The sequence below is a fragment of the Amycolatopsis sp. NPDC058278 genome, from assembly GCF_042881395.1.
Lineage (GTDB): Bacteria > Actinomycetota > Actinomycetes > Mycobacteriales > Pseudonocardiaceae > Amycolatopsis.
In genome coordinates, this window is the sequence record NZ_JBHVXZ010000002.1 from 114,975 (window position 1) to 129,118 (window position 14,144).

The following is a 14,144-nucleotide window of genomic DNA, read 5'->3' on the forward strand; positions in this document are numbered from 1 at the left end:
AGCCCGAAACCATGCAGATGACCGAAGAGAACCTCCGCGGCCTGTTCGGCCGGATGACGGGGGACGAGAAGCACGGCTGGGCCGCGGCGTCGACGTTGCACGCGATCTGGGTGCTCTACGAACGCGTGCTCAACGTGTCGCCGTCGAACATCGACGACCCCGGCCGCGACCGGTTCTACCTCTCCAAGGGCCACGGCCCGATGGCCTACTACGCGGTGCTGGCCGCGAAGGGCTTCATCGAGCCGGAAACGCTGGACACCTGGCGGCAGTGGGGTTCGCCGCTGGGCATGCACCCGGACCGCAACCTGGCGCCCGGCGTGGAGATCAGCAGCGGCTCCCTCGGCCACGGGCTCCCGCTCGGCGTCGGCACCGCGCTCGGGCTGCGCGCCCAGGGCCGCGACGCCCGCGTGTTCGTCCTGATGGGCGACGGCGAGTTCGACGAGGGCAGCAACCACGAGACGATGGCGATCGCCGGACGGCTCGGGATCGGCAGCCTCACCGCGATCGTCATCGACAACAAGACGGCGAGCCTCGGCTGGCCGGGCGGCATCGCCGGGCGCTTCGAACAGGAGGGCTGGGCCGCCACCACGGTCGACGGCCGCGACCACGACGCGCTGGAGAAGGCGCTCACCGGGGAGACCGACGGACGGCCGCGTGCGGTCATCGCGGAAATCCTCCCGATCGAGGAAGGGAGCACCGCATGACCGCCCAGGTGACCAGGAAGCAGATGCGGACCGTCTTCGCCGAGACGGTGATCGGGTCGCTGGCCACGGACCCGCGGGTGGTCATGCTGACCGCCGACATCTCGTCGTGGTTCTTCTGGGAGGTCAAGAAGGACTTCCCGGACCGCGTCCACAACTTCGGCATCCGCGAGCAGGCGATGATCGACATCGCCGGCGGCTTCGCGCTGGCCGGCCAGCGGCCGGTGGTGCACACGTACGCGCCGTTCCTGGTCGAGCGGCCGTTCGAGCAGATCAAGATCGGCCTCGGCCACCAGGACGTCGGCGCGGTGCTGGTCAGCGTGGGCGCCTCCTACGACGACCCGTCGTGGGGCCGCACCCACCAGGCGCCGGGCGATGTGGCGCTGCTGGACACGCTGCCGGGCTGGACGGTGCACGTCCCGGGCCACGAGGACGAGGTCGGGCCGCTGCTGAGCAAGGCCATCGCGGGCGACAACCGGGTCTACGTCCGGCTGTCCGAACGCGCGAACAGCGAAGCGGTGCCGGTGTCCGACGGGTTCACGGTGCTGCGCCGGGGCAGCGCGGGCGTGGTCATCGCGGTCGGCCCGGTGCTGGACCAGGTCCTGGCCGCGACGGCCACGGCGGACGTGACGGTGCTGTACGCGTCGACGATCCGCCCGTTCGACCACGCGGGTCTCCGCGCGGCGGTGGGCGCGGCGGCTCCGAACGTGGTGCTGGTCGAGCCGTACCTGCGCGGGACGTCGGCGTTCGAGGTGACCGAAGCGCTGGCGGACGTACCGCACCGCCTGAGGTCGTTCGGAACGTGGCGCGACCGCGAGGCCCGTGTCTACGGAACGCCCGAGGAACACGACCGCCTGTTCGGCGTGGACGCCGAGTCGCTGGCGGATTCGATCACCCGCTTCGTCGGCTGAGCCACGAGCGGCCCCCGACCGGCTCCACGCCGCACCGTCAACCCCCAGGCGGTGTGGCGCGGAGCCGGTTTTCGTCGCGCCCTGCTGACGGCCCACGGCCCACGGCGCGCACGGCCCACGGCGCACGGCGACGCGCGGATCGGCGGCTTGATCGCGGGCCAGGGTGCTTCCACCGGCCGCAGATTTCTGGCGGCTGATCGATGCCCAGGCCGAGCCCAGCCCAGGCCGAGTCCCGCTGAGCCACCCGGCGAGCCGCGCGCCCCACACACGCAAAAGCCCGGACCGCCGTCGACGGTCCGGGCCTCTTTCTCCGCGTCCTAGGGAGCGTCCCAGGCGATCGGGAGCGAGTGCACCCCGTAGGTCAGCATGTCGTTGCGCAGGGGGACCTCCTCCGGCGGTACCGCCAGGCGGAGGTTCGGCAGGCGGCGCAGCAGCTCGGCGTAGCCCGCCTGCATCTCCATCCGGGCCAGCTGCTGGCCGAGGCACTGGTGCACGCCGTGGCCGAACGCCAGGTGCGGGCCGCGGGGGCGGGTCAGGTCGAGGTCCGGGTCCGGCCACTGCCGCTCGTCGCGGTTGGTGGCCACCACGGAGACCACCACGGTCGAGCCGGCCGGGATGTGCTCGCCGGCGAACTCCAGGTCCTCCTTGGCGAACCGGAAGATCCCCGGGTTCACCACGGACAGGTAGCGCAGCAGCTCCTCGACCGCGTCGGCGATGCGGGACGGGTCGTCGCGCAGCGTGGCGAGCTGGTCGGGGCGCTGCAGCAGCACGAAGATGCCCAGCCCCAGCATGCTCGCCGTGGTGTCGTAGCCGGCGATGAGCAGCAGGTTGGCGATGTTGATCAGCTCGTCGTCGGTGAGCGCGGGGTCGGCGCCGGCGTGGTGGATCAGGCCGGAGATGAGGTCGCCCGCCGGGTTCTTGCGCTTGTCGGTCACCAGCTCCTGCATGAACGCGCGCAGGGCGTCGGCGTTCTTCACCGCCTCCGCGACCGGGGCGTTCATCTGCAGCAGGGCCGACGCGCGCTGCTGGAACTCCGCCCGGTCCTCGTAACGCACCCCGAGCAGCTCGCAGATCATCAGCGAGGGGGCGGGAAACGCGAACTCGGTCATCAGGTCGGCGGTGGTCCCGCCGGCCAGCATGGCGTCCACCCGGCCGGCGACGATCTCGTCGATCCGGGCGCTCAGCTCGCGGATCCGCCGGACGGTGAACTGCCCGGTGAGCAGTTTCCGGTACCGGGTGTGCTCCGGCGGGTCCATGTTGATGAACGACCCCGCCCGCGCCTTGTCATCACGCAGGCGCTCCCGGAATTCGGGCGACAATTCCTTGAACCGGGGGTGGTACTGGAAGCGGTCGGAGGAAAAGCGCGGGTCCGAAAGCACCGCGCGCGCTTCCTCGTACCCGGACACGAGCCAGAACGGGTCGCCGGCGGCCAGCGTCGCCCGGGCGACGGGACCCCGTTCGGCAACGGCCACCAGAGCGGGCGGCACGTGGAACGGGTCTTCGCGCCGGACGAACTCCGGGGGCAGTGGTGAGCGCAGCGATTCGGTGCTGGGCGCGTTTTCGGTCACTTTGGTCGTCACTGCGGAGGAACTCCATTCCCGGATCGCCGGACAAGCCTCGGCCGGAGCTTAAGTTCCCCGCGGCCGGGTGGGCATCCCTCGGTCTGATAGGTCACCGGGCGCAACTATCAACGTTGGGGTGGTGCCCCCCGAACCGCGTCGACAGCATGAGGTGGTCCGGCCCCCCTGCTGAGCGAGGTGTGTCCCGTTGCCCGACGTCCTTCTGCTGAACGGTCCCAACCTGGGTGTGCTGGGCCGGCGTGAGCCCGAGATCTACGGCACCGACACGCTGGCCGACATCGAAAAGGCGGTCGCCGAGGAGGTGCGGCCCCGTGGGTGGAACGTCGTCCCGGTCCAGCGTGACGGCGAGGGCGAGCTGGTCGGCGCGGTCCACGCGCACCGCGACACGACGGTCGGCGCGATCGTGAACCCCGGTGCGCTGATGATCGCCGGCTGGAGCCTGCGCGACGCGCTGGCCAGCTACGAGCCGCCGTGGATCGAGGTCCACCTGAGCAACGTGTGGGCGCGCGAGCAGTTCCGGCACGACTCGGTCATCGCGCCGCTGGCGAGCGGGGTGGTGGTCGGCCTCGGCGCCTTCGGCTACCGCCTGGCCGCGCGGGCGCTGCTGCACTTGTCGCCCGAACCGCCGAACGGGCTGCGCTGATTGCGCCAGTGCCACCGGTGGCCGGAGCCGGATCGGTAACGGCGATTTTCCGGGCATTCCCGCTGTGACCTGGCCATCTCCCAATGGTCCAGTCCATCGTTACCGTGAACATCGTCCGACCGCATGGTTTGTTGACTACTAACCGTTTGGGCGCTAGGCCATCGGGTTGATTCATGTCGTCGCTTATCGGAGAATCTCCTTGTGAGACAAGGAATGGCGAGTTCACACGGCATTCCAAAGGAGTGTGACCGGGGTCACATGACCGATGACGAAGGGTCTTACCGAAGCTACTGTGAGCCAAGCAAGATGTTAGTTTTTGACATGCCAACCTGGGGAGGTTGTGGTGGTGCGAGCCCGGCGTGCCTGCCGGGACGTCACCACACACTGACTGAACATTCGGTGCTCCGTGTGAACACGTGTTTAACACGGTGCGCATTACATTGGGGGGAACGGCCCCTACGGGGCGTGCCGTTCATGCTCGGTGTCGGGAAAAAATTCCGCTCAAGCGCGGCACGCCGCAATCGATTCCGCTTCGTCTATATCTGGGGGATAGCCGATCGATGTTGGACGTACCAAACTTGCAAATGCCACAGAATCCGTTCGCCGGATTCGGTGACGATTTGATGCAGCGATCCTGCGACACCGCCGGGTTCCTCCGCCGCTCCGCCTCGTCGTGGTTCAACGGGCGGCTCGACGCGGGGTTGCACTGTGCCAGGGCAGCGGCCACGGGCGACCGCCGGGAATCCGACGAACTCAGCCAGCTGGCTCAGTTCTGGTATGTCGGGTTGCTGATCAAGGCCCGGGACCTCGACGCGGGCCGCCGGGTGCTCGAGTCGGCGGATCGGGGCGGGGCAGCCTCCGACCGCATGACCGCCGTCGCGCACAACGTGCGGGGCAGCCTGCTGTTCGCCATGGGCAGCGTCGACGACGCGATGGACGAAATCAGCACCGGGCTGCGGATCGCCGAGCGCTGTGGTGACCGGTCGCTGCGGCCGCCCAGTTACGTGGTGCTGGCGCTGGGTGCCCTTCGCCGCGCGGACATGCGGGCGTGCCGCCATTTCGTCGACAAGCTGTCGGACGAAGCCCTGCTCGGTTACTTCGGGCAGGCGCCGGGAGCGTGGGTGGCCGCCCAGGCGGTGGAAGCCCGCAGCGGCGTGGCGAGCGCGGCGAGCCTGATCGCCGGGATCGTGACGAACCCGGTGGTGCTCAAGCAGCTGCTGGTGTCGGAACCGGCGGCGGCGTCCTGGCTGGTTCGTGCGTGCGTCAAGCTGGGCGCGCACGACCTGGCGAAGGCTTCGGCGGAAGAGTCCGCCGCGCTGGCCGCCGAGCAACCGGAGTTCAGCGTGATCCGCGGATCCGCCCTGCACGCGGCGGGCCTGCTGGAGCAGGACGCGGCCAAGCTCCACGAGGCGGCCGACATCCACCCCGACCGCTGGTGCGCGGCGTCGGCGCGCGAGGACCTGGCGAGCCTGCTGGCCGTCCGGTGTTCCGAGCGCGACCGGACGATCAGGATCCTCGAGTCGGTCTTGGACACGTACGCGTCGGTGAGCGCCACGCGCGACTCGGCCCGGGTGGTGAACAAGCTCCGCGAGTACGGCGTCCGCCGCGGCACGACCCGGACGGTGGAGTGCGAAGGCGCCGTCCCGCACGGGCTGACGAACACGGAGTTCGCGGTGGCCGAGCTGGTGAGCCAGGGCCACACCAACAACGAGGTGGGCCGGCAGCTGTTCATCTCCCGGCACACGGTGGCGTTCCACCTGAAGAAGGTGTTCCAGAAGATGAACATCACCTCGAGGGTGGAGCTGGCGGCGGCGTGGAAGGTGTTCTCGTAGGACGGTGAAGCGAGGCGGGCCGGTGGTCCCCCGTGCGGTTGGGTGCCGTGACGGGAGCGATGACCGGGTCCGGGTGGCCGAGCGGGCACGAAGAGTGGTCACGCCGCAGTGGAGGGCGGCGCGGCCGCGGCGGTCCGGCGGTCCGGCCGCCCCTGGTGCCGGGGGCGGTGGGAGCGGCCGGCGAGCCGAGCCGCGCGGGAGAGGAGTGCCGTCGGCTCCCGGCGGCTCCGTGGGGCCGGGGTGCCTCGGCCGCGGGTGCCACTGGGCGTCGTCACGCCCGTACCGCCGTGGGTGGTGCGGGAGCCGGGGATGCCATCGCGCGTCCTCGCGCGCGCGGTCCGTATAAGCGCTCTCCCGCGCCCTCGAACCGGCTCGCCGAATCCTCCGATCCGCGAAACCCCGCTCCCCGGCACGCCCGGTTCCACTCCGCCCCGGTGGCCTGCGCCATACCCCTCGACCCCGGCAAAACCCCAGGTAGAGCCGCCAAGGTGGCGTTACCGGCTGGTAGCTGGAATGATATTCGGCCGCTCACGCTCCGCTGAACCTCTTCCACGCTGCGCCAACCGGCGGGACCCCCGTGTGGCACCTTGACTGGAGGCGCCGGTGGGGTCACGCTTACTCCCGACGGCGAAACCGGGGCCCTTGCGGGAGGGACCACCGGGTCGCCCGGAGGCATACCTGAAGACGTTGCGAAGCAGGCTGGGCCCCATCGGGAGCGCCCCCTGGACATGCCGCGACGTTCGGGCTAGACTGTCTCTTTGCGCTGCCCTCTTTCAGGCTGCCCGGAGCCGGTAGTTAGGATAGTGGGCACACGGCACCCTTGACAGTCGCTCATAGCTGTTGCTATGGCGGCCGTCACCGCTCATTGTCCCCGGAAGGACGCATCTTGGCAGTCTCTCCCGCGAACCAGGCCACTGCTGCGACCACCTCGGCTGAATCTCGCTCGGAGGCCACGGGAATCCCCGGCGCGCCCAAGCGGGTTTCCTTCGCAAAGATTCGCGAACCCCTGAACACCCCCAACCTGCTCGACGTCCAGATCCAGTCGTTCCAGTGGTTCACCGGGGACGAAGCGTGGTTCCAGCGCCGTGTCGAGGAAGGTGAAGAGAACCCGGTCGGCGGCCTCGAAGAGGTCCTCAACGAGATCTCCCCGATCGAAGACTTCTCCGGTTCGATGTCCCTGTCCTTCTCCGCCCCGCGCTTCGACGAGGTCAAGGCCTCGATCGAGGAGTGCAAGGACAAGGACATGACGTACGCGGCCCCGCTGTTCGTCACGGCGGAGTTCGTCAACAACAACACGGGCGAGATCAAGAGCCAGACGGTCTTCCTGGGCGACTTCCCGGTGATGACCGACAAGGGCACCTTCGTCATCAACGGCACCGAGCGTGTCGTGGTGTCCCAGCTGGTCCGCTCGCCGGGCGTCTACTACTCCAAGGACATCGACAAGACCAGCGACAAGGACGTCTTCAGCGTCCGGGTCATCCCGAGCCGGGGTGCCTGGCTGGAGTTCGACGTCGACAAGCGCGACACCGTCGGCGTCCGCATCGACCGCAAGCGCCGCCAGCCCGTCACCGTGCTGCTGAAGGCGCTCGGCTGGACCACCGAGGCGATCCGCGAGCGCTTCTCCTTCTCGGAGACGCTGCTCGCCACCCTCGAGAAGGACCACACCGCCGGCACCGACGAGGCGCTGCTCGACATCTACCGCAAGCTGCGCCCGGGCGAACCGCCCACGAAGGAGAGCGCACAGACCCTGCTGGAGAACCTGTTCTTCAAGGCGAAGCGCTACGACCTGGCCAAGGTCGGCCGGTACAAGGTCAACAAGAAGCTGGGCCTGTCGACCCCCATCGACAACGGGACGCTGACCGAAGAGGACATCGTCACGATCATCGAGTACCTGGTCCGGCTGCACGCCGGCGAGGACAAGATGACCGCGGCGAACAACACCGAGATCCCGGTCGAGACCGACGACATCGACCACTTCGGCAACCGCCGCATCCGGACCGTCGGCGAGCTGATCCAGAACCAGATCCGGGTCGGCCTGTCGCGCACCGAGCGCGTCGTCCGCGAGCGCATGACCACGCAGGACGTCGAGGCGATCACCCCGCAGACCCTGATCAACATCCGCCCGATCGGCGCGGCGATCAAGGAGTTCTTCGGCACCTCGCAGCTGTCGCAGTTCATGCAGCAGACGAACCCGATCGACGGCCTGACCCACAAGCGCCGCCTCAACGCGCTGGGCCCGGGTGGTCTGTCGCGTGAGCGCGCCGGCATGGAGGTCCGCGACGTCCACCCGTCGCACTACGGCCGGATGTGCCCGATCGAGACGCCGGAAGGCCCGAACATCGGCCTGATCGGCTCGCTCTGCTCGTACGCGCGGGTCAACCCGTTCGGCTTCATCGAGACGCCGTACCGCAAGGTCGTCGAGGGCCGGGTCACCGACCAGATCGACTACCTGACCGCGGACGAAGAGGACCGGTTCGTCAAGGCCCAGGCCAACGCGCCGATCTCCGACGACGGCACCTTCGTCGAAGACCGCGTCCTGGTCCGCCGGAAAGGCGGCGAGGTCGAGCTGATCGACCCGCTCGACGTCGACTACATGGACGTGTCGCCGCGGCAGATGGTCTCGATCGCGACGGCGATGATCCCGTTCCTCGAGCACGACGACGCGAACCGCGCGCTGATGGGCGCGAACATGCAGCGCCAGGCCGTGCCGCTGCTGCGCAGCCAGGCGCCGTACGTCGGCACCGGCGTGGAGCTGCGGGCCGCGATCGACTCCGGCGACATGCTGGTCGCCGAGCAGTCGGGCGTGGTGGAGGAGCTGTCGGCGGACCTGATCACGGTCATGCACGACGACGGCACGCGGAAGAGCTACAGCCTCTACAAGTTCCGCCGCTCGAACCACGGCACCTGCTTCAACCACCGCCCGATCGTCAACGAGGGCGACCGGATCGAAGCCGGCCAGGTCATCGCCGACGGCCCGTCCACCGAAAACGGTGAGGTGGCGCTCGGCAAGAACCTGCTGGTCGCGGTCATGCCGTGGGAGGGCCACAACTACGAGGACGCGATCATCCTCTCCGAGCGCCTGGTGCAGGACGACGTGCTGACGTCGATCCACATCGAGGAGCACGAGATCGACGCCCGCGACACGAAGCTGGGCGCCGAGGAGATCACCCGGGACATCCCGAACGTCTCCGAGGAGGTGCTGGCCGACCTCGACGAGCGCGGCATCATCCGCATCGGTGCCGAGGTCCGTGACGGCGACATCCTGGTCGGCAAGGTCACGCCGAAGGGCGAGACCGAGCTGACCCCGGAGGAGCGCCTGCTCCGCGCGATCTTCGGCGAGAAGGCCCGCGAAGTCCGCGACACCTCGCTGAAGGTGCCGCACGGCGAGACCGGCAAGGTCATCGGCATCCGGGTGTTCTCCCGCGAGGACGACGACGAGCTGCCCCCGGGCGTCAACGAGCTGGTCCGCGTCTACGTGGCCCAGAAGCGCAAGATCCAGCCGGGCGACAAGCTCGCCGGCCGGCACGGGAACAAGGGTGTCATCGGCAAGATCCTGCCGGTCGAGGACATGCCGTTCATGGAGGACGGCACGCCCGTCGACATCATCCTGAACACCCACGGTGTGCCGCGACGGATGAACATCGGCCAGATCCTCGAGCTGCACCTGGGCTGGCTGGCGTCGCAGGGCTGGACGATCGAGGGCGACCCGGACTGGGCGAAGAACCTGTCGCCCGAGCTTCGCGACGTCGAGCCCGGCACGAACACCGCCACCCCGGTGTTCGACGGCGCGAAGGAGGAGGAGCTCACCGGGCTGCTCAGCGCGACCAAGCCGAACCGCGACGGCGAGCGGATGGTCAAGGAGAACGGCAAGGCCAACCTGTTCGACGGCCGCTCCGGCGAGCCGTACCCGTACCCGGTCGCGGTCGGCTACATGTACATCCTGAAGCTGCACCACCTGGTCGACGACAAGATCCACGCCCGCTCCACCGGTCCGTACTCGATGATCACGCAGCAGCCGCTGGGTGGTAAGGCGCAGTTCGGTGGCCAGCGCTTCGGTGAGATGGAGTGCTGGGCGATGCAGGCGTACGGCGCCGCCTACACGCTGCAGGAGCTGCTGACGATCAAGTCGGACGACGTGGTCGGCCGCGTCAAGGTGTACGAGGCCATCGTCAAGGGCGAGAACATCCCCGAGCCGGGCATCCCGGAGTCGTTCAAGGTGCTCCTCAAGGAGCTCCAGTCGCTGTGCCTCAACGTCGAGGTGCTCTCCAGTGACGGCTCCTCGATCGAGATGCGCGACTCCGACGACGAGGACCTCGAGCGCGCCGCGGCGAACCTCGGCATCAACCTGTCCCGCAACGAGTCGCCCTCGGTGGACGACGTCGTGCACTGATCGCGAGCTGAGGCGGGACCTACCTCCCGTGGGTCCCGCCTCGCCCGCCACCCCTCTCTAGCCGAAACAACCCCAAGGGGATCTAGACGTGCTGGACGTCAACTTTTTCGATGAGCTCCGCATTGGTCTCGCCACGGCCGACGACATCCGTCAGTGGTCGTACGGCGAGGTCAAGAAGCCGGAGACCATCAACTACCGGACGCTCAAGCCCGAGAAGGACGGCCTCTTCTGCGAGAAGATCTTCGGTCCGACCCGGGACTGGGAGTGCTACTGCGGCAAGTACAAGCGCGTCCGCTTCAAGGGCATCATCTGTGAGCGCTGCGGCGTCGAGGTGACCCGCGCCAAGGTGCGCCGCGAGCGGATGGGCCACATCGAGCTGGCCGCCCCGGTCACCCACATCTGGTACTTCAAGGGTGTTCCGTCCCGCCTGGGCTACCTGCTGGACCTGGCGCCGAAGGACCTCGAGAAGATCATCTACTTCGCTGCTTACGTCATCACCGGCGTGAACACGGAGCTGCGCCACAACGACCTGCCGACCCTCGAGAACGAGATCGGCGTCGAGCGCAAGAACCTCGAGACCAAGCGTGACGCGGACATCGAAGCCCGCGCGCAGAAGCTCGAAGCCGACCTGGCCGCGCTGGAGGCGGAGGGCGCCAAGTCCGACGTCCGCCGCAAGGTCAAGGAGGGCGGCGAGCGCGAGATGCGCCAGCTCCGCGACCGCGCCGGCCGCGAGCTGGACCGCCTCGAGGAGGTCTGGACGACCTTCACGAAGCTGGACACCCGCCAGCTGATCGCCGACGAGATGCTCTACCGCGAGCTCGTCGACCGCTACGGCGAGTACTTCACCGGCGGCATGGGCGCGGAGGCCATCCAGAAGCTGGCCGCCGAGTTCGACGTCGCCGCGGAGGCCGACAACCTGCGCGACACCATCCGCAACGGCAAGGGGCAGAAGAAGCTCCGCGCGCTGAAGCGGTTGAAGGTCGTCGCGGCGTTCCAGGCCACCGGTAACGACCCGCGCGGCATGGTGCTCGACGCCGTACCGGTCATCCCGCCGGACCTGCGCCCGATGGTGCAGCTCGACGGTGGCCGGTTCGCGACGTCGGACCTGAACGACCTGTACCGCCGGGTGATCAACCGCAACAACCGCCTCAAGCGGCTGATCGACCTCGGCGCGCCCGAGATCATCGTCAACAACGAGAAGCGGATGCTGCAGGAGGCCGTCGACGCGCTGTTCGACAACGGCCGCCGCGGGCGTCCGGTCACCGGCCCGGGCAACCGGCCGCTGAAGTCGCTGTCCGACCTGCTCAAGGGCAAGCAGGGCCGGTTCCGCCAGAACCTGCTCGGCAAGCGCGTCGACTACTCGGGCCGTTCGGTCATCATCGTCGGCCCGCAGCTGAAGCTGCACCAGTGCGGTCTGCCGAAGGACATGGCGCTCGAGCTGTTCAAGCCGTTCGTCATGAAGCGGCTGGTCGACCTGAACCACGCACAGAACATCAAGTCCGCCAAGCGGATGGTGGAGCGCTCGCGGCCGCAGGTGTGGGACGTGCTGGAAGAGGTCATCACCGGCCACCCGGTGATGCTGAACCGCGCGCCGACGCTGCACCGCCTCGGCATCCAGGCCTTCGAGCCGCAGCTGGTCGAGGGCAAGGCCATCCAGCTGCACCCGCTGGTCTGCGAGGCGTTCAACGCGGACTTCGACGGTGACCAGATGGCGGTGCACCTGCCGCTGTCGGCCGAGGCGCAGGCCGAGGCCCGGATCCTGATGCTGTCGGCGAACAACATCCTGTCGCCGGCGTCGGGCCGTCCGCTCGCCATGCCGCGGCTGGACATGGTGACGGGCCTGTTCCACCTGACCCGCCTCACCGAGACGGCCGAGGGCGCGGGCAACGCGTACTCGTCGACGGCCGAGGCGATCATGGCGTACGACCGCAAGGTGCTGAGCCTGCACGCGCCGGTCAAGATCCGCATCACCGACCGTCAGCCGGCGAAGGCCGACGAGGCGAAGCTCGCGGAGAAGGGCTGGGAGCCGGGCAAGGCGTGGCTGGCCGAGACGACCCTGGGCCGCGTGCTGTTCAACGAGCTGCTGCCGGCGGACTACCCGTTCATCAACGAGCCGATGCCGAAGAAGCGGCAGGCCGCGATCGTGAACGACCTCGCCGAGCGGTACTCGATGACCCAGGTCGCGCAGACCCTGGACCGGCTCAAGGACGCCGGTTTCTACTGGGCGACCCGGTCGGGTGTCACCGTGGCGATCTCCGACGTCCTGGTGCCGGAAGGCAAGAAGGCCATCCTCGACGAGTACGAGGGCAAGGCCTCCCAGGTGGAGAAGCGCTACCAGCGTGGTCAGCTGTCGCACGCCGAGCGCAACAACGAGCTCGTCAAGGTGTGGACGCAGGCCACCGAAGAGGTCCACAAGATCATGGAGACGGCGCTGCCGGACGACAACCCGATCGCCATGATCGTGAAGTCGGGCGCCGCCGGTAACATGACGCAGGTCCGGTCGCTGGCCGGTATGCGTGGCCTGGTGTCGAACCCGAAGGGTGAGTACATCCCGCGTCCGATCAAGGCCAACTTCCGTGAGGGCCTGTCGGTGGCGGAGTACTTCATCGCGACGCACGGTGCCCGCAAGGGCCTGGCGGACACGGCGCTGCGGACCGCCGACTCGGGTTACCTGACCCGGCGTCTGGTGGACGTCTCGCAGGACGTCATCGTCCGCGAGACCGACTGCGGCACCACCCGCGGCATCATGATGCCGATCGGCGAGGACATCGGCGACGGCAAGATCCTGCGCGACCAGCACGTCGAGACCAGCGTGTACGCGCGGAACCTCGCGACGGACGCGGTGGACGCCAAGGGCAACGTCGTGCTGAACGCCGGCGACGACATCGGCGACCCGGCCATCGACAAGCTGATCTCCAGCGGCATCGCGAAGGTCAAGGTCCGCTCGGTGCTGACCTGCGAGTCGGTCGTCGGTATCTGCGCGACCTGCTACGGCCGCTCGATGGCGACCGGTCTGCTCGTCGACGTCGGCGAGGCGGTGGGTATCGTCGCCGCCCAGTCGATCGGTGAGCCGGGTACGCAGCTGACGATGCGTACGTTCCACCAGGGTGGTGTGGCCGGTGACGACATCACGACCGGTCTGCCGCGTGTCCAGGAGCTGTTCGAGGCCCGCGTCCCGAAGGGCAAGGCGCCCATCGCCGACGTCGACGGCCGCGTGCGGATCGAGGAGAGCGAGCGGTTCTGGAAGATCACCCTCATCCCGGACGACGGGGGCGAGGAGATCGTCTTCGACAAGCTGTCCAAGCGGCAGCGGCTCGCGAACACCCCGAACGGCCCGCTGGGCGACGGTGACCACGTCCACGTCGGTCAGCAGCTGCTCGAGGGCACGCCGGACCCGCACGAGGTCCTGCGGGTCATGGGGCCGCGCGAGGCGCAGATCCACCTGGTGGACGAGGTCCAGAAGGTGTACCGCGCGCAGGGTGTGTCGATCCACGACAAGCACATCGAGGTCATCGTCCGGCAGATGCTGCGCCGGGTGACGGTCATCGATTCGGGTGGCACGGACTTCCTGCCGGGCGAGCTGCCCGAGCGGACGAAGTTCGAGGCGACGAACCGGGCCTCGGTCGCCGAAGGCGGCGAGCCGGCTTCGGGCCGTCCGGTGCTGATGGGCATCACGAAGGCCTCGCTGACCACGGACTCGTGGCTGTCGGCGGCGTCGTTCCAGGAGACCACGCGAGTCCTGACCGACGCGGCCATCAACGGCCGCTCGGACAAGCTCGTCGGCCTCAAGGAGAACGTGATCATCGGTAAGCTGATCCCGGCCGGTACGGGTATCAACAAGTACCGCAACATCCAGGTGCAGCCGACCGAAGAGGCCCGGGTCGCGGCGTACGCGATCCCGTCCTACGACGACGGTTACTACACCCCGGACGTGTTCGGTACGGGTACCGGTGCCGCGGTTCCGCTGGACGACTACGACTTCGGCCGCGACTTCCGCTGAAGCTGATTCGACGAAAGGCCCTCGCCGGTTTCCGGCGGGGGCCTTTCGGCGTTTCGCAACTGTCACCCAAACGGGTATTCACCCCGC

The 14,144-nt window shown here is 68.6% G+C and carries 7 protein-coding genes; 6 read left to right on the forward strand and 1 reads right to left on the reverse strand.

Features of this window, described 5'->3' with window-relative positions; genetic code table 11:
• Positions 1–11: 11 nt before the first annotated feature.
• On the forward strand, positions 12–704 hold the full coding sequence (locus ACFVYA_RS01510; RefSeq protein WP_285988083.1) for a thiamine pyrophosphate-dependent enzyme: 693 nt from the start codon (positions 12–14) through the stop codon (positions 702–704).
• Positions 701–1,612 (forward strand): transketolase family protein, encoded by a 912-nt coding sequence (locus ACFVYA_RS01515; RefSeq protein WP_387041107.1) that lies wholly within the window; start codon positions 701–703, stop codon positions 1,610–1,612. Before ACFVYA_RS01510 ends, ACFVYA_RS01515 begins: the two co-directional genes overlap by 4 nt.
• A gap of 317 nt (positions 1,613–1,929) precedes the next feature.
• On the opposite strand, the gene ACFVYA_RS01520 is transcribed toward ACFVYA_RS01515, so the two are convergent.
• Positions 1,930–3,192 carry a cytochrome P450 gene (locus ACFVYA_RS01520; RefSeq protein ID WP_387041110.1) on the reverse strand — a complete coding sequence of 421 codons (1,263 nt, stop codon included), beginning with the start codon at positions 3,190–3,192 and terminating at the stop codon, positions 1,930–1,932.
• Positions 3,193–3,379: 187 nt separating this feature from the next.
• Here ACFVYA_RS01520 and ACFVYA_RS01525 point away from each other — a divergent pair, with 187 nt between their 5' ends.
• From ACFVYA_RS01525 to ACFVYA_RS01540, 4 genes are all read left to right on the forward strand, one after another.
• Positions 3,380–3,835, forward strand: coding sequence for a type II 3-dehydroquinate dehydratase (locus tag ACFVYA_RS01525; protein ID WP_285988086.1), 456 nt, complete (start codon positions 3,380–3,382; stop codon positions 3,833–3,835).
• 623 nt (positions 3,836–4,458) lie between these two features.
• On the forward strand, positions 4,459–5,667 hold the full coding sequence (locus ACFVYA_RS01530; protein ID WP_387041113.1) for a LuxR C-terminal-related transcriptional regulator: 1,209 nt from the start codon (positions 4,459–4,461) through the stop codon (positions 5,665–5,667).
• 886 nt (positions 5,668–6,553) lie between these two features.
• Positions 6,554–10,057, forward strand: a complete 3,504-nt coding sequence (locus tag ACFVYA_RS01535) for a DNA-directed RNA polymerase subunit beta (RefSeq protein ID WP_387041116.1) — start codon at positions 6,554–6,556, stop codon at positions 10,055–10,057.
• Positions 10,058–10,145: 88 nt separating this feature from the next.
• Positions 10,146–14,057: a DNA-directed RNA polymerase subunit beta' gene (locus ACFVYA_RS01540; protein WP_387041119.1), complete on the forward strand. Its 3,912-nt coding sequence runs from the start codon at positions 10,146–10,148 to the stop codon at positions 14,055–14,057.
• Positions 14,058–14,144: the final 87 nt, after the last annotated feature.

Coding starts and splice junctions, on each gene's coding strand:
- ACFVYA_RS01510 (WP_285988083.1), top strand. CDS start 12: ATGCAGATGACCGAAGAGAACCTCCGCGGCCTGTTCGGCCGGATGACG.
- ACFVYA_RS01515 (WP_387041107.1), top strand. CDS start 701: ATGACCGCCCAGGTGACCAGGAAGCAGATGCGGACCGTCTTCGCCGAG.
- ACFVYA_RS01530 (WP_387041113.1), top strand. CDS start 4,459: ATGCAGCGATCCTGCGACACCGCCGGGTTCCTCCGCCGCTCCGCCTCG.